The following is a 14,887-nucleotide window of genomic DNA, read 5'->3' as shown; positions in this document are numbered from 1 at the left end:
ACAAAGGCGGGCAGACAAACGGCAGGCAGGCGAGCGGCAAGCAGGCATTTCGATGGGCGGATCATTGCCCAGATCGCGATTCGGGACGACCTCAATCGCGATCGAGGACGCGGACAAGCGGGGCGTCGGTGACGATCGGCCGTCTTTTCCAACACAGCGAGATGCCCAATGCCCCTCCTCCAGTTCATTCCCGCCGCTGCCTTCCTTCTGAGCCTGGCCGCCTCGGCGCAAGCCGATGACGTCGGCGTCCGCGAGATCGACGTTGCCGCACCGAAGCGGGAACGCCAACTCGCCGTCACCGTCTGGTATCCCGCCAAAGCCGGCGGTGAGCCGGTGCTTGTCGGCGACAATCGCATCTTCGAGGGATCGCCCGCATCGAAGAACGCCCCCTTGCGCGAGGGCCGGTATCCGCTGGTGGTTCTGTCCCATGGTTCGGGCGGCCGCGTCGAGGCGATGAGCTGGCTTGCGGCCGAGCTCGCGGCGGCCGGCTTCATCGTCGCCGGCCCCAACCATCCCGGCACCACCAGCGGCGACTCGACGCCTGCCAACACGCCGAAGCTTTGGGAAAGGACGGCCGACCTCTCGGCATTGATCGACACGTTCACCCGGGATCCGCAATGGAGCGCTGCAATCGACCCCGGGCGGATCGCCGTCCTCGGATTCTCTCTCGGCGGCTCGACCGCCATGGAGATTTCAGGGGCAAGAGCGAGCCTCGAGGCCTATGCCGGCTACTGCGACAGCTACGGCAAGTGGGATTGCGCCTGGTTCGTCGGCGGCAGGGGCTATGTCGACGACACGCCGGTCGACGTCGACAAGCTCGATCTTCGCACCGTCGACAAGGCGCGTTTCGAGCAGTCGAACCGGGATCCTCGGATCAAAGGCGCCGTACTCGTCGACCCCGGCCTCGCCCAGGCCTATGTGGAAGACAGCCTCAAGGCGATCGCGATCCCGATGCATTTCATCAATCTCGGCAGCAAGGAGACGATCCCGCTTGCGGTCGCTTCCGAGCCGCTGGCGGCGCTGACGCCGAAGGGCTCCTATGCCACGGTCGCCGGAGCAGACCACTTCAGCTTCCTGCCGATATGCAAGGACGGCGCTGCCGAACTGCTTGAATCCTTCGGCGAGGTCGATCCGATTTGCGGCACGACGGAACGGCCGCGCGCCGATATTCATGCCGAGATCAGCAAGCTGACCCGCGAGGCCCTGCAGAAAACACTGGCGAATCGATAGCATCGTCATACTGGCCGCAGGGCGATGACACGCGTCGCCCTGTGCTCGGTCTGTTCGATTTCGGTCTTGCCCGGAGAGATGGCATCGTCCGAGGAGACGAGAAGCTGCCATCGCTCTGGTCCGCTGCTAGCGCTGAAACGTGAGGTGGACAGTCCCACTCTCGGCCGTTTCTGCCTTGACGGTGTAGCCGGCCTCCAACCCGCGCAGATCGTCCCAAAGACGGATACCCCGCCCGAGCAGGATGGGTGCGATCGCCACATGCAAGCTATCGACAAGGCCTGCCTTGAGATAGGCGCGCACGACCGTGGGTCCGCCGCCAATACGGACATCCTTACCGTCCGCAGCGCTCGTCGCCTGCCGGAGTGCATCGGCAAGGGACGTGTTCAGAAAATGAAATGTGGTGCCTCCGGCCATCTCGATCGGAGGCCGCGGCATGTGCGTGAGCACGAAGACCGGGACGCGAAACGGAGGTTCTTCCCCCCACCAGCCGCGCCAGTCGGGATCGTTTGGGTGAGCGTGAAATCCAAACATGGCGGCACCCATAATCTCAGCACCGATGTTTGAGAAGTATGACTGCGCATATTGCTCATCGACGCCCGTGGTGCCCGCTCCGGACGTGTCCTTGAACACGCGCTCCCGCATCGTTCGGGTCGCAGCATAGGCGGCAACCAGACGCGGCCAATCAGCGCCAAACGGATTGTCCGGGGTCTGATCTGTGGTTGTCGCGAAACCGTCCAGGGAAATGTTGAGATCGACACGAACTGCCATTGGTCTCTCCTAATAGTAAGGTAGATGCCTTATTAATTTCACCCGAATACAAAGGCAAGTACCTTATTATCATTGACGCGCGTGCGCGGTCCGCTTTAGTGTGGCGCATGCCCTATCATTCGACCCCGCTTGACCTTGCCTTCCATGCACTCAGCGACCCGACGCGCCGCGCCGTTGTTTCACGGCTTGCGGACGGGGAGATGCCCGTGAGTGTCCTTGCCGAGCCCTTCGACATGGCACTGCCCTCCTTCGCCCAGCACCTCAAGGTGCTTGAAGATTGCGGACTTATCGCAAGCGAGAAACGTGGCCGCAGCCGCTGGTGTCGACTGGAGCGGGGGCGCTTCGAAGAGGCGGCAACCTGGATGGAAGCGGAGCGACGACGTTGGGCCGAACGGCTCGACCGATTGGAAGCCTATCTGGACAAGACGTAGGGAACGGCAATGGAACCGATTTTTGAGACCTGGTCGCCCGACCGCGAAATCGTTTTGGTCAAGGTGCTGAAGCACCCGCGACAAAAGGTTTTCGCCGCCTGGATGGACCCGCAAGCGCTGGCACAATGGTATGGCCCGGCTGGCTTCAGCATCGAGAACCATGAGGCTGACATCCGTGAGGGCGGGGTATGGCGCTTCGACATGGTGGGCGAGTTTGATGGTCGGCAGCAGCGCTTCCCCAGTCTGATGCGCTTCCTGAAGATCGTGCCCAACGAATTGATCGTAGTGGACTATGGCACTGCTGAGCCCGACGACCCGATCGCTTCTATATGACGATTACTTTCGATGAACAGGCCGACGGCAAGACCGTGCTGACCCTGCGCCAGCTTCACCCAAGTCGCGAGCGCCGCCAAGCGGTCATCGACTTCGGCGCGGTGGAGTACGGGCTGCAGACGCTTGACAGTCTGGCCGCCTGGCTCGATGGCTGACGCGGCCCGCCTGGACGTTGGTCGCCGCCTTCATGATTGACCGCTTTCAGGATTGTTCGGAGCCACGTCTGAGCTTGCGACTGGCACCGTCGGCGAAGCCGTCGCCGCTCGTTCCGATCAAGTGACGGATCTGCGCGGCACCTATGGCCGAAGGAAGTCGAGAAGCTCCGAATTGAAGGCCTTTGCCGACTCGATATTGACGATATGCCGACCAGGCAGCGACAGGTGCCGGCCTCGCTGCACCCGGGCGGCGATATATTCGAGGTCCGCCGGCGGGCATACCGGATCGCCGTTGCCGGAGATGGCGAGCACGGGGTTGGCAATCGCTACGATCTCCTCCCTCAGATCCGCGCCCGCGAGCGCGGTGCAGCCACCGATGTAGCCGTCCGTCGAGGTGGCGGTGAAGGCGCCCAGAATGCGATCGACGGCTTCTGCATGGCTGGCTGCAAACTGCGGGGTGAACCAGCGTTCTGCCGTGGCCGCGGCGAGCCCTGCGAGACCGTCCGCCCGAACGCTGTCGATGCGGGTGGCCCAGCTCTCGGGCGTCCCGATCCGCGCCGCCGTGGCACAGAGCACGATCTTGTCGAAACGTTTGCCGGCATGGATACCTAGCCATTGTCCGGTCAGGCCCCCGATCGACAGGCCGCAGAAATGTGTCCGCTCGATCCCCAGGCCATCCATGAGCGCGAGCACATCCTGGCCGAGGTCGGAGAGCGCATAGGGCGGCGGCGGCGCCGAGGACTGGCCATGACCGCGGCGATCGTAGCGCAGCACGCGGAAATGGGGCGACAGATCGGCGATCTGCGCATCCCACATGGAGAGGTCGGTGCCGAGCGAATTGCAGAAGAGCAGCCAGGGCGCGTTGCCGCTCTGGTCGCCTTCGATGCGGTAGTGAAGGCGATGGCTGGACAAGTCGAGATAGGCCATGAAACAGGAACTCCAATCGGGAAAGCCGCCAGCAATGGCGGCTTTGTCGTTCTTGGCGCAACATCGCGCCTCGGGTGGTACGCGCGCTGCAATAGGTAGATATCGACAGCGCGCGCTCAAGGGTGGCAACCGATCCCTTCGCGGCCCGGCCGCCTCGCCTCGATCTATGCCGCCGCCAGTCGCGCGATCTCCACGCGGCGGGCGTTGCTGACCGCGAAGACCAGCATGGCGACAGCCGAGATCGCCGCCGGTACGGCGAAGATCGCGAAGTTCTGCTGCAGCGGAAGCTCCTGCGCCAGGAGCACGCCGCCGAGCGTCGGGCCGACGATCGCGCCGATGCGACCGACACCGGAGGCCCAGCCCAAACCGGTGGAGCGAACCGACAGGTTGTAGAGCTGCGCCACGCTGGCATAGAGCAGGATCTGCGTGCCGATCGTGGTGGCGCCGGCAACAAAGACCATCAGAAACAGGACACCCGTCGGCGGATTGAAGCCGATCAGCGCGATCGAGAAGGCGGCGGCAACGAAGAAACCGACCACCACCTTGGGCAGGCCGAAGCGGTCACCGAGCCAACCGCCGGCAATGGCGCCGACCATGCCGCCGAAATTCAGCGAGAACAGGCTGAGCAGGCTCGCCTTCTCGGCATAGCCAGCTTCCTGCAGCACCTTCGGCAGCCAGGACGACAAGAGATAGACGAGCAGTAGGCAGCAGAAGAATGCGACCCAGAGCATCACGGTGCGCAGGGTCCGCTGATGGCGGAAGAGTTCCAGCACCGATGCCGAGGCCCCCTTCCTCTCGGAGAAGACCAGCCTGTCGGTGGTACCGAGACGCGCGTTCGGATCGATCTTGGCATAGATGCGTTTGGCCTCTTCCTGCTTGCCCTGGCGGATAAGGAAGCCGAGCGATTCCGGCAGCTTCCAGAGGATCACTGGCAAGAGGAGCAGCGGCACGGCGGCGATGAAGAACATCGGCTTCCAGCCATAGGACGGGATGAGGCCGATACCGAGGCCGGCAGCGACCATGCCGCCGACGGAATAGCCGGAGAACATCAGCGCCACCAGCGTGCCGCGCAGACGCTTCGGCGCATATTCGTTCATCAGCGCCACCGCATTCGGCATCAAGCCGCCGCAGCCGAGACCGGCGAAGAACCGGAAGATCTTGAATTGCTCCGGCGAATTGGCAAAGCCGGTCAAAAGGGTTGAGAGCGTAAACAGCAGGAAGCTGATGGCGATTCCCTTCTTGCGGCCGATCCGGTCGGCGAGCGGGCCGAAGATCAGCGCCCCGAACATCATGCCGAACAGCGCCCAGGCCTGCAGCGCGCCGGCCTGCGGCTTGCTCAGGCCCCATTCGGCAATCAGCGTCGGCAGCACCGTGCCGGCGACGAAGACGTCGTAACCGTCGACGATCAACAGCAGCGCCGAGAGCACTACCACCATCCACTGGAAGCTCCCAAGCGGGCTCCCGTCAATTGCTTCATTCACATCGATCGTGCGCATCATCTCCTCCCCAGGTGTTAGCGCGTTGAAAAAGGTCCGTCAGCCGAGATCGCCGCCGGCGACCGGCAGAACACTGCCGGTGATGTAGGAGGCCTCGTCGGAGGCCAGGAACAGGATCGGCGCCGCTTGCTCTTCGATGCTGCCGTAGCGTTTCATGAAGCTCGACTGCTTCACCTGGGCGACGACGTCGCCCATCCAGGCCTTCTCGGCCTCATTGTCGCCTTCGGCATTGCGCGGGATGCGGCGCGGCGGCGCCTCGGTTCCGCCCGGCGCTGTGGCAACGACGCGGATGTTGCGGTCGGCAAGCTCCATCGCCAGCGACTGGGTGATGGCATTGACGCCGCCCTTGGCCGCCGAATAGGGCACGCGGTGAATGCCGCGCGTGGCATTGGACGACACGTTGACGATGGTGCCGCCACCGCGGGCAAAGAGATGCGGCAGCACCGCATGGCAACAGTAGAGAGTCGGCATCAGCGAGCGGCGGATCTCTGCATCGATCTGCACCGGTTCGAATTCGGCAAAGGGACGCATGCGGATGGCGCCGCCGACATTGTTGATCAGGATGTCGATGCCGCCGAATTTTTCCGCGGCAAAGTGCATTGCTGCGGCTGCCCCCTCGTGCGTTTCAAGATCGGCTACGAAGGCAGCCGCCCATTCACTGCCGGCCTCCGCCGCCACCTCGGACACGAAATCGGCACGGTCGACAAAGAGAACCTTGCCGCCTTCAGCCACGGCACGCAGCGCCACGGCGCGGCCGATCCCTTGCGCGGCACCGGTGACGACGATTGCCTTGCCGGCAAACCGTCCTTCGAAACGAGCGGAAGTCATGCTGCCTCCTTCGCCACCGCATTGGGCGTGAACTTCTCATAGTGGAAACTGTTGGGCCTTACGCCGGTGTCGTCGAGATGCTTGCGCACTGCGTCCACCATAGGCGGCGGGCCGCAGAGATAAACGTCGACATCGCCGCCGTTCAGCACGTCCTCGGGCATGTGCTGGGTCACCCAGCCCTTGCGCGGATGGCTGGAGGCGACATCCGCCACCACCGTGTCAAAGGTGAAGTTGGCAAGCCGCTTGGTATAGGCTTCGATCTCGTCGACAAGCACCAGATCGAGGTCGCGGGTGACGCCGTAGATCAGATGCACTTTCTGCTCCGGGTTGGTGCGGGCCAGAACCTCAAGCATCGACAGGAACGGCGCAAGACCGGTGCCACCGGCGAGGAAGAGCAGGGGGCGCTGAACCTCGCGCAGATAGAAACTGCCGAGCGGCCCGGTCAATTCCAGTTTCGTGCCGACTTCGGCGTGTTCCAGCCACGTGCTCATCAGCCCGCCCGGGATCTTCTTGATCAGGAAGCCGACGCGCGTCTCGCCCGATGCCGAGGAGAAGGAATAGGAACGGCTCTGGCCGCTGCCGGGCACGTCGATGTTGACGTACTGCCCCGGCAGAAAGGCCGGCGCTGCAGCGCCCTCGATATCCAGTTCGAGCACGATCGCCGCATCGTTGTGCGGGACGACGCTTGCCACACTCGCCGTAAACTTCTGCTGTCCGGTCTTACAGGCCGCTGCTGTCGTCGGCACCGCGATGACGCAGTCGCTCGACGGCTTCATCTGGCAGGTCAGCACCAGTCCGCTTGCCGCCTCGTCCGCTGTCAGCGCATCGTCGATGAAGTCGTCGCCGAGGTCGTAGGCGCCGCTTTCGGCGCGGCACTTGCAGGTGCCGCAAACCCCGTCCGAACAGTCCATCGGCAGGTTGATCTTGTTGCGGAAGGCGGCGTCGAGCACCTTCTCATCGTCCCTGCATTCGACGAAGCGGGTGACGCCGTCCTCGAAATTCAAAGCGATCCTGTAGCTGGCCATGGTTGTTCCTCCCATTCCTGTCAGGCGACGGCCGTCAGATGTGGTAGACGTCGATGACCTGGCGGATGTAGTCGTTCTTCAACACGATCTTCTTCCGTGAGATCAGCAGTTCACTGCCGCTCTTGCGGAGCGTGACGAACATGGTCCCGAAGAAGTGGTCGGTGACCTTGTAGCGGTGGTTGAGCGTGTGGAAGTTGTAGCGGAAGTCCGCCTCCTCGCCGCGATCGGCCACAAGCTCGACATTGGTGACGTTGTGGCTTGTGCGCGGCTCCGGCGTGGACGCTCCAGAGCGTTCGGTCTTGATGCGAAAGACGCGATCTTCCAGGCCATCGCGGCTCGGGTAATAGATCAGCGAGATCTGCGACTGCGGATCTTCGGTCAACTGATCGTCGTCGTCCCAGGCCGGCATCCAGTAGCCGACGTCCGGCGCATAGCAGGTCAGCCATTCGTCCCATTGCCGGTCGTCGAGCAGGCGCGCTTCGCGATAGAGGAAGGCGCAGGCGGTGTCATAGGAGATCGTCATGCGACCGCTCCCTGCTTTTCGGAGGCAAGTGCTGTGCGCATCACCTTCGCCCAATATTCGTGCTGGCGGACAAAGAGGCCTTCGTCTTCGCTGCGCTCGCCCGAGAGCAGCGGTGCGATGCCCATGCGCCTGGCGTTCTCATCCGGACCGTCGATCCAGAGCGGCGCACCGCGAGAGAGATCGTTCCAGAGCGCGGTGATGCCGGCGTAACCCTGCTGGCAGGCGCGGAACTCCTCGAGATCGTCGGCCGTGCCCATGCCGGAGACATTGAAGAAATCTTCGTATTGGCGGATGCGCAGCGTGCGATCGGCCGCATTTTCACCCTTCGGCGCGAAGCAGAAGATGCTGATCTCGGTCTTGTCGACGCTGATCGGACGGGTGACGCGGATCTGCGTGCTGAACTGGTCCATCAGGAAGACGTTCGGATAGAGGCAGAGATTGCGGGTCTGGTTGACGATGAAATCCGCCTGCACCTCGCCGACGCGCGCCTTGATCTCCTCGCGGTGGCTGTAGATCGGCCGGACCTCCGGGTTCATGGTGTTGGTCCAGAGCAGGATGTGGCCGTTGTCGAAACCGTAGACGCCGGCAATCGAGCGGCTCCAGCTCGAGGCATCGACCGCCTTTGTGCCCTCCTCGTTGCGCCGGCCCATAGTGGCGGCATAGTTCCAGTGAACGGAGCTGACGTGATAGCCGTCGCAGCCGTTCTCCATCTGCAGCTTCCAGTTTCCGTCGTAGATATAGGAGGAATTGCCGCGCAGTACCTCGAGACCGTCAGGCGCCTGGTCGACGATCTGGTCGATGATGACTTTCGTTTCGCCGAGATAGTCCTCGAGCGAGGTGACATCAGGATTGAGGCTGCCGAACAGGAAGCCGCGATAGCTCTCGAAACGGGCAACGCGCTTCAGGTCGTGCGAACCGTCTTTGGCAAACTGCGGCGGATACTGCGTCGTCTTCTCGTCCTTCACCTTCAGGAGCTTGCCGGTGTTGGAGAAGGTCCAGCCGTGGAAGGGACAGGTGAAGCTGCCCTTGTTGCCGTGCTTGCGCCGGCAGAGCATGGCGCCGCGATGGGCACAGGCATTGATGACGGCGTGCAGTTCGCCCGTCTTGTCACGGGTGACGACAACCGGCTGCCGGCCGATATAGGTGGTGTAATAGTCGTTGTTCTCGGGGATCTGGCTCTCGTGGGCGAGATAGACCCAGTTGCTCTCGAAGATGTGCTTCATCTCCAGCTCGAAGAGGTTTTCGTTGGTGAAGATGTCGCGGCGGCAGCGGAACGTGCCGGCCTCATGATCGTCCTCGACCGCGGTGGCGAGCAGGTCGTCGAGGGCTTGGGCTTTGTCGATAACGGCGGACATGGTTCTTCTCCCGCAAACGGCTGATCCGTGCTCGGCTCTAGCGATTGCAACAATGTCTGATGTCAGGGGGCGGCGGCTCAGTCGGCCGCCGCAGAGGTGATCAGGCGGCGGCGCGCTTACGCTGCTCGTTGATCTGGTTGTCGACGCCGTTCACCAGTGAGGTGAGATGGATGTCGAATTCGATCTCGGCGAAGGGGCCGGAGAGGTTGTTCGCCTTGATGCTCGCCTCGTCGGTCCGCTCGGTGACGTCAGGCACCAAGCCATCCCTCGTCGCATAGGCGAAGTCGTCGTTGACCAGCGGGTCGCCGGCGATGTTGATCTGGGTCGTCAGCTTGCGGTGCCCATCGGCGCTGATGAAGAAATGGATGTGGGCCGGGCGCTGGCCGTGACGGCCAAGGGCGGAAAGCAGCTGCTCTGTCGGGCTTCCCGGAGGCACGCCGTAGCCGTGCGGCACGATGCTTTGAAACTTGTAACAGCCCTTGGCGTCGGTGACGATCGTGCGGCGCATGTTGAACGGCGCCTGCAGGCCGGTCGGGTCGAAGTGCGAATAGAAACCGCGGGTGTCACAGTGCCAGACTTCGACCGTCGCGCCCTTCAGCGGCTGGCCGTCGGCATCATAGACGGTGCCGTGCATGATCAGCGTCTGGCCATTGGTGTCGCGGCCATCGTCGAGACGGGCGAAGCCTTCCGAGGCCGGTGCGCCGGCGACATAGAGCGGCCCTTCGATGGTGCGCGGCGTCTGATTCTCGATGCCGAGCGCTTCGTCGATCGCGTCGAGACGTTCATCGAGGAAGTGATCGAGGCCGAGGCCGGGCGAGATCAGGCCGGCCTGGCCGGCAGCGCCGATCTCGTTCAGCCAGGCAATACCGGTCCAGTATTCGTCCGGGGTGATGTCGAGATCGTCGATCGCCTTGAACAGGTCAGACATCAGCCGGTGCACGATCTCTTTGACACGCGGGTTGCCGCCGTCCTTGTCGAGGCCGCTGAGAACCTTCAGGAAAGCTTGAGTCTCCGGCTTGTCGAAAATCTTCACGTTCATATCAATTCCTCCACTTGGATTGTCTTGAAGCTCAAGCCGCTTGCCAAACCTCCCGGCCGCGGCACGCACAAATTCTCAGCTATCGTCCTCGCGGATCGAGGATGGGTGCCGAAGCAGCGGCGTGACCTCGATCTGCATGAACTTGAACAGCGGCAGCCCCGAGAGGATCTCGTGCAGCTCGGCATTGTCCTTCACGTCGAAGACGCTGTAGTTCGCGTACTGCCCGGCGATCCGCCAGATATGCCGCCACTTGCCGCTCTGCTGCAGCTGTTGCGAATAGGCCTTTTCCCGGGCGAGGATCTCCGCCGCCTGCTCGGCAGGCAGATCGTGGGGAATGCGAACATCCATTCTGACGTGAAACAGCATGGCTCAGTCCTTACTTCGCAACGCTGATCGTCTTGCGCAGCCCGTCGCGCGCGAAGAATTTCAGCCGATCTTCATCGAGTTCGATCCCGAGCCCTGGAGCATCCGGCACCGTCAGCTCGAAGTCGCTGTAGTCGAGCGGCGTCGCCAGAATTTCCTCGGTCAAAAGCAGCGGACCGAAGAGCTCCGTGCCCCATTGCAGCTTGGCGAAGGTGGAAAACACGTGGGCTGACGCCACTGTGCCGACACCACCTTCCAGCATCGTGCCGCCATAGAGTTCAATGCCCGCGGCATCGGCGATGACCGCCACGCGCTGCGCATTGAACAGACCTCCGCTCTGTTCGATCTTGACCGCGAAGACGTCGGCCCCCTTGGTCTTGGCGATCTCGAAGGCGCTCTCGGGTCCGGTGAGGGACTCGTCGGCCATCAGCGCCAGCGGGAAACGGCGGACGAGGCGACCGAGCGCTGCGGTCGAAGCCACCGGCTGCTCGACCAGTTCACATCCGGCATCGGCGAGCGCTGCCATGCCGTAGGCGGCCTCAAATTCGCTCCAGGCCATGTTGACGTCGACGCGCACCGCGCCGCGCTCGCCGAGCGCCTTCTTGATCGCCGCCACATGGGCGATATCGTCCTTCAGCGGCCTGGCACCGATCTTCAGCTTGAAGATCCGATGACGGCGTAGCTCGAGCATCTTCTCGGCCTCGGCGATATCCTTGGCCGTGTCACCCGACGCCAGCGTCCAGGCGACCGCCAGGCGCTTGCGCAGTGCCCCGCCGAGCAGTTCGCTGATCGGCAGACCCAAGCGCTTTCCATGGGCGTCGAGCAGCGCCGTTTCCACCGCGCTCTTGGCGAAACGGTTTTCCTTGATCGCCTTGCCGATGCGCGCCATCAGCGCCTTCACGTGGGTCGCGTCCTCACCGACCATGACAGGCGCAAAATAGGTATCGATCGCAAGCTTCATGCTTTCCGGGCTCTCGCCGCCATAGGCAAGCCCGCCGATCGTCGTACCCTCGCCAATGCCGACCGTTCCGTCGCTGCAATGGACCTTCACCAGCATCAGCGTCTGGCCGGTCATGGTCGCGACCGACAGCTTGTGCGGCCGGATGGTCGGCAGGTCGACCAGCATGGTCTCGACCCGTTCGATCACGGGGAAGAGGGCTGCTGTCGGGGCGATGGGTGCAAGGGTCGTGTTCATGACCTGAATGTGCGCCCACGCAGCGGGTGACGTCCAACACCAAATAGGTTACCTATGATACCTTGACGGTATAGTATGGCAAAGATTACGCGCATTCATGCGCTTGCCGCACTGCAACATACCGCAACGGTAGGAAAATGGGGGCTGTAACATTGGATCTGCGCCAGCTTCGCTACTTCGTCGCCGTCGCCCGCGAGCGCAACTTCACCCGCGCTGCCGAGCAGCTGCACATCGCCCAGCCGCCCTTGAGCCGGCAGATCCAGCTTCTTGAGGAAGAACTGGGCGTGCCGCTGATCATCCGCAAGAGCCGGCCGGTGCGGCTGACGGAAGCGGGGCGATTGTTTTACGAACAATCGCTGCAAGTGCTCGGCCGGGTGGAACAGATGGTAGAGGCGACCCGCCGCGTCGGTCTCAACCAGAACCGCGTGCTGTCGATCGGCTTCGTCGCGTCCACGCTCTATGGCGGGCTGCCGACGCTGGTGCGCAAGCTCAGGCAGAACGCGCCGGAACTCGATATCCGGCTGTTGGAGATGGTGTCGGTGCAGCAGATCGCGGCGCTGAAGGAAGGCCGGATCGATGTCGGCTTCGGGCGGCTGCATCACAACGATCCCAATGTCGCCGGCATCCTCATGCGGGAAGAGCGCCTCGCCTTGGCGATACCGCAGGGCACGCCGTTTGCCGATGACACATCTCCGCTTCCGTTGAGTGCGGTTGCCGGGCAAAAACTGATCGTCTACCCGAAGGAACCGCGCCCGAGCTATGCCGATCACGTGTTGAGCCTGCTCCACGCGCAGGATGTGCGCCCGGCCGAGGTGCATGAGGTGCGTGAGATCCAGAGTGCGCTTGGCCTCGTCGCCTCGGATGCCGGACTTTGTATCGTCCCGTCCTCTGCGCGTCAGGTCCGCTCCGATCTGCACTATCGCATGATCGAGGGCGAGCGGGCGACCTCACCCGTCATCCTCAACCATCGGGTCGGCGACAATTCCCGTTACATCGAGCTGATCAAGGCGCTGATCGTGGAAATGTATGCGGAAAACCCGCCCTGGCTCGGCCTCGAGCACAATCTGCCGTTCCGGCCGTCCTTCGTTAAATGACGAGTTCAGGCGTCCTCAGATCCCGTGCTTCACCCGTCGGGGAATTGGCACTTTCCGCCCAGATCTCGCAGGCCATCTCGCGAAGCAAAAGCGCCTCGGCCCAGCGATCAGTCGTATCGTTACCGTCCCTGTCGGTGATGGCATAGGGCCTTGGGCCGAGTTCGCAGGTCATGACCAGCTCGGCATCGTTGGCAGCGTGGGAGCGCCAGTGCCGGAAGCCGTAGTCCCACCACTCGCGGAAGAGAGCGACCCAGGGCAGATGGTGGGGAAAGGAAAGCTCGATCTGGATCTGCTGGCAGGAGCCGATACGGCCGTGGAAGGCGCCGGCGTTGCGCAGAATGCGTTGGATCTGGGCGTGGCTTTCGTCTTCCACCGGAAAGGCGAATTCCCGGCCAACGAGATAGTGCGAGAGGTCGGCCAAGAGCGGCAGATCGGGCCGCCGGTCGAGCAGGTCGAGCGTGAAGAGGAGGTCGTTGGTGATCCGGTGACGGTGGGTTTCGATATAGACGGGAACATCCATTTCCTCAGCAAGCCTGGCCCAGCCGTCAAGCAGCGGCAGGCAATCCTCGACCCGGCGCGGGCGAACATCGGCCTGCAGATCGATGTGGCTCACCGGAAACTCCGAGGCCAGTTCCAGCGTCAGGCGCAAATCCTCGACGCTTCGAGGAAAACAGACGCCCTCGATCTTCAAGCCCGTTCCGCGGATCACGGCATTGAGGTGCTCGACATCGCGCCGATTGGTATAATGCGCGCTGATGCCGTCGAACCCGGCCTCGACGATCATTGCGATGTTCTCTTCGAGACTGCGCTCAAAGCCGTCCGCATGCCGGCGCTCCATCGCCCAGAGCGATTGAAAGACAAGCAGCTTCTGCATCAGGCGGCCCTGGCACTTTTGAGCAGCGCCTTGAGGTTCACGCTGGCGTCGGCGAGCGCTCCCGGATCGGGACTGACGCCGGCAGCAATCAGCATTTCCGAGAGCTTGATATCCTTGGCGAGACCATTGCCGAAACCGAGGCCAGCGGCGGCGACGAGACGCCCGCCATCGAGGTAGAATTCGAGTTCGCCACCATCGAGCTGGCGTGTCACGCTTTGATGGTCCGGATGGGGCAGGCCCGCCACCTGCAGGCCGAGATCGTATTGATCGGTCCAGAACCAGGGGATGGCAGAAAAAGCCTCCTTGCCGCCGGCCATGTTGAGGGCCGCGACCTCGGCCTGGGTGCGTGCATTGCGCCAGCTTTCGAAGCGCACATACCCGCCACCCGGCTGGGCCACGGCGGCGCAATCGCCTGATGCATAGATGTTCGGATCGCTGGTGCGCAGATAGCCATCCGTCAGGATACCGTTGCCGACGGCAAGCCCCGCCGCCTCCGCGAGTGCTGTATCCGGCTGGACACCGATGGCGGCGACGGCGATATCGGCCGGCACCGGAGTGCCGTCGGAAAGAACAACCGCATCACCGGTGATTTCGGCGATCCCCTGCCCCAGATGGAAGGTGACGCCCTCATCCTGATGCCGGGCATGAAGCTTCGCGGCAAAACGCGGCGGCACCGCGCGACCGAGCGGCTTCGGCGCCATTTCGATAACGCTAACCATGATGCCCTTGCCGCGCAGCACCGCCGCAAGCTCCATGCCGATCAGTCCACCGCCGATGATCGCAACGTGTCTGCCGGCTTCGGCACGGGCGAAGATCGCCGCCGCATTGGCGTAGGTGCGGAAATCCAGTGCGCGCTCGGCCCCTATGCAAGCGAGGCGCCTCGGACGGGCGCCGGTGGCGAGCAACAGCTTGTCATAGGTGAGCGTCCGGCCATCGCTCAAGGTGACGGAGCGGTCACCGGCATCCAGTCGGGATGCAGAAACACCTTGCCGGTAGTCGATACCGGCGCCCTCCAGCGCCTCAGCGCCGCAGATCGGCTTCATCTGTACGGCGCCATTGAGCGGCTTCGACAACGGTGGCCGCTCATAGGGCAGATGCGGTTCCGTGCCGATGAGCGTGACGCTGCCGGCAAAGCCAGTTTCACGCAGGGCAAAGGCCGCGCGCGTGCCGGATTCCCCGGCGCCGATTATGACGATGCGATCCATGGCTTGCTCCGTAGATCATGCGTTGACGTGCGGGGCGGTCGCAAAA

Annotated in this window: 15 protein-coding genes and 1 pseudogene; 4 read left to right on the top strand and 12 right to left on the bottom strand. The window is 63.2% G+C overall.

Going from position 1 to position 14,887, the window contains the following annotated elements:
- Positions 1–168 precede the first annotated feature (168 nt).
- Complete coding sequence (locus tag OVA00_RS04525; RefSeq protein ID WP_034801709.1) at positions 169–1,230, top strand: alpha/beta hydrolase family protein; 1,062 nt, start codon at positions 169–171, stop codon at positions 1,228–1,230.
- A gap of 126 nt (positions 1,231–1,356) precedes the next feature.
- Here the strand turns inward: OVA00_RS04525 and OVA00_RS04520 are convergent, their stop codons facing one another.
- On the bottom strand, positions 1,357–1,998 hold the full coding sequence (locus OVA00_RS04520; RefSeq protein WP_060644430.1) for a dihydrofolate reductase family protein: 642 nt from the start codon (positions 1,996–1,998) through the stop codon (positions 1,357–1,359).
- A gap of 107 nt (positions 1,999–2,105) precedes the next feature.
- Between OVA00_RS04520 and OVA00_RS04515 the strand changes: the two genes are divergently transcribed.
- Together OVA00_RS04515 and OVA00_RS04510 are read left to right on the top strand one after the other, a co-directional pair.
- On the top strand, positions 2,106–2,429 hold the full coding sequence (locus OVA00_RS04515; RefSeq protein ID WP_060521861.1) for an ArsR/SmtB family transcription factor: 324 nt from the start codon (positions 2,106–2,108) through the stop codon (positions 2,427–2,429).
- Between the two features lie 9 nt (positions 2,430–2,438).
- A pseudogene (locus OVA00_RS04510) lies at positions 2,439–2,917 on the top strand (SRPBCC family protein).
- Between the two features lie 141 nt (positions 2,918–3,058).
- Here the strand turns inward: OVA00_RS04510 and pcaD are convergent.
- The 9 genes from pcaD to OVA00_RS04465 all read right to left on the bottom strand — a co-directional run bounded on the left by pcaD (position 3,059) and on the right by OVA00_RS04465 (position 11,668).
- Entirely contained in the window at positions 3,059–3,844 is a 786-nt protein-coding gene (pcaD, locus tag OVA00_RS04505) for a 3-oxoadipate enol-lactonase (RefSeq protein ID WP_134886316.1), read from the bottom strand.
- Between the two features lie 164 nt (positions 3,845–4,008).
- Complete coding sequence (locus OVA00_RS04500) at positions 4,009–5,343, bottom strand: MFS transporter (RefSeq protein WP_082566574.1); 1,335 nt, start codon at positions 5,341–5,343, stop codon at positions 4,009–4,011.
- A gap of 36 nt (positions 5,344–5,379) precedes the next feature.
- A complete protein-coding gene (benD, locus tag OVA00_RS04495; protein ID WP_034801719.1) occupies positions 5,380–6,168 on the bottom strand; it encodes a benzoate diol dehydrogenase BenD in 789 nt (262 codons plus the stop codon).
- The gene (gene benC, locus OVA00_RS04490) at positions 6,165–7,193 is read right to left on the bottom strand and encodes a benzoate 1,2-dioxygenase electron transfer component BenC (protein WP_034801720.1); all 1,029 of its coding nucleotides are present in this window, start codon (positions 7,191–7,193) and stop codon (positions 6,165–6,167) included. The genes benD and benC overlap by 4 nt, the downstream gene beginning before the upstream one ends.
- Before the next feature lie 34 nt (positions 7,194–7,227).
- The gene (benB, locus tag OVA00_RS04485; RefSeq protein ID WP_268088118.1) at positions 7,228–7,716 is read right to left on the bottom strand and encodes a benzoate 1,2-dioxygenase small subunit; all 489 of its coding nucleotides are present in this window, start codon (positions 7,714–7,716) and stop codon (positions 7,228–7,230) included.
- Positions 7,713–9,071: a Rieske 2Fe-2S domain-containing protein gene (locus OVA00_RS04480; RefSeq protein WP_134886315.1), complete on the bottom strand. Its 1,359-nt coding sequence runs from the start codon at positions 9,069–9,071 to the stop codon at positions 7,713–7,715. Before OVA00_RS04480 ends, benB begins: the two co-directional genes overlap by 4 nt.
- A 100-nt stretch (positions 9,072–9,171) precedes the next feature.
- Positions 9,172–10,110: a catechol 1,2-dioxygenase gene (gene catA / locus OVA00_RS04475; protein ID WP_034801723.1), complete on the bottom strand. Its 939-nt coding sequence runs from the start codon at positions 10,108–10,110 to the stop codon at positions 9,172–9,174.
- A gap of 75 nt (positions 10,111–10,185) precedes the next feature.
- The gene (catC, locus tag OVA00_RS04470) at positions 10,186–10,476 is read right to left on the bottom strand and encodes a muconolactone Delta-isomerase (protein ID WP_034801725.1); all 291 of its coding nucleotides are present in this window, start codon (positions 10,474–10,476) and stop codon (positions 10,186–10,188) included.
- Between the two features lie 10 nt (positions 10,477–10,486).
- Complete coding sequence (locus OVA00_RS04465) at positions 10,487–11,668, bottom strand: muconate/chloromuconate family cycloisomerase (RefSeq protein WP_060584588.1); 1,182 nt, start codon at positions 11,666–11,668, stop codon at positions 10,487–10,489.
- Positions 11,669–11,820: 152 nt separating this feature from the next.
- Here OVA00_RS04465 and OVA00_RS04460 point away from each other — a divergent pair, with 152 nt between their 5' ends.
- The gene (locus tag OVA00_RS04460; RefSeq protein ID WP_034801727.1) at positions 11,821–12,762 is read left to right on the top strand and encodes a LysR family transcriptional regulator; all 942 of its coding nucleotides are present in this window, start codon (positions 11,821–11,823) and stop codon (positions 12,760–12,762) included.
- Here OVA00_RS04460 and OVA00_RS04455 read toward each other — a convergent pair.
- Together OVA00_RS04455 and OVA00_RS04450 are read right to left on the bottom strand one after the other, a co-directional pair.
- Positions 12,755–13,636, bottom strand: a complete 882-nt coding sequence (locus OVA00_RS04455) for a xylose isomerase (RefSeq protein WP_089042900.1) — start codon at positions 13,634–13,636, stop codon at positions 12,755–12,757. The genes OVA00_RS04460 and OVA00_RS04455 overlap by 8 nt on opposite strands.
- The gene (locus OVA00_RS04450; RefSeq protein WP_268088113.1) at positions 13,636–14,841 is read right to left on the bottom strand and encodes an NAD(P)/FAD-dependent oxidoreductase; all 1,206 of its coding nucleotides are present in this window, start codon (positions 14,839–14,841) and stop codon (positions 13,636–13,638) included. The genes OVA00_RS04455 and OVA00_RS04450 overlap by 1 nt, the downstream gene beginning before the upstream one ends.
- Positions 14,842–14,887 lie beyond the last annotated feature (46 nt).

This window comes from Ensifer sp. SL37 (assembly GCF_026672675.1).
GTDB classification, from domain to species: domain Bacteria; phylum Pseudomonadota; class Alphaproteobacteria; order Rhizobiales; family Rhizobiaceae; genus Ensifer; species Ensifer adhaerens.
This window is presented reverse-complemented; position numbering and strand designations above follow the sequence as displayed.

Excerpts from the sequence above, each read along its gene's own strand:
- OVA00_RS04455 (WP_089042900.1), bottom strand. The coding sequence starts at position 13,636 with ATGCAGAAGCTGCTTGTCTTTCAATCGCTCTGGGCGATGGAGCGCCGG.
- benB (WP_268088118.1), bottom strand. The coding sequence starts at position 7,716 with ATGACGATCTCCTATGACACCGCCTGCGCCTTCCTCTATCGCGAAGCG.
- OVA00_RS04500 (WP_082566574.1), bottom strand. The coding sequence starts at position 5,343 with ATGATGCGCACGATCGATGTGAATGAAGCAATTGACGGGAGCCCGCTT.
- catA (WP_034801723.1), bottom strand. The coding sequence starts at position 10,110 with ATGAACGTGAAGATTTTCGACAAGCCGGAGACTCAAGCTTTCCTGAAG.
- OVA00_RS04480 (WP_134886315.1), bottom strand. The coding sequence starts at position 9,071 with ATGTCCGCCGTTATCGACAAAGCCCAAGCCCTCGACGACCTGCTCGCC.
- pcaD (WP_134886316.1), bottom strand. The coding sequence starts at position 3,844 with ATGGCCTATCTCGACTTGTCCAGCCATCGCCTTCACTACCGCATCGAA.
- OVA00_RS04515 (WP_060521861.1), top strand. The coding sequence starts at position 2,106 with ATGCCCTATCATTCGACCCCGCTTGACCTTGCCTTCCATGCACTCAGC.
- OVA00_RS04450 (WP_268088113.1), bottom strand. The coding sequence starts at position 14,841 with ATGGATCGCATCGTCATAATCGGCGCCGGGGAATCCGGCACGCGCGCG.
- OVA00_RS04465 (WP_060584588.1), bottom strand. The coding sequence starts at position 11,668 with ATGAACACGACCCTTGCACCCATCGCCCCGACAGCAGCCCTCTTCCCC.
- catC (WP_034801725.1), bottom strand. The coding sequence starts at position 10,476 with ATGCTGTTTCACGTCAGAATGGATGTTCGCATTCCCCACGATCTGCCT.
- benD (WP_034801719.1), bottom strand. The coding sequence starts at position 6,168 with ATGACTTCCGCTCGTTTCGAAGGACGGTTTGCCGGCAAGGCAATCGTC.
- OVA00_RS04525 (WP_034801709.1), top strand. The coding sequence starts at position 169 with ATGCCCCTCCTCCAGTTCATTCCCGCCGCTGCCTTCCTTCTGAGCCTG.
- OVA00_RS04520 (WP_060644430.1), bottom strand. The coding sequence starts at position 1,998 with ATGGCAGTTCGTGTCGATCTCAACATTTCCCTGGACGGTTTCGCGACA.
- benC (WP_034801720.1), bottom strand. The coding sequence starts at position 7,193 with ATGGCCAGCTACAGGATCGCTTTGAATTTCGAGGACGGCGTCACCCGC.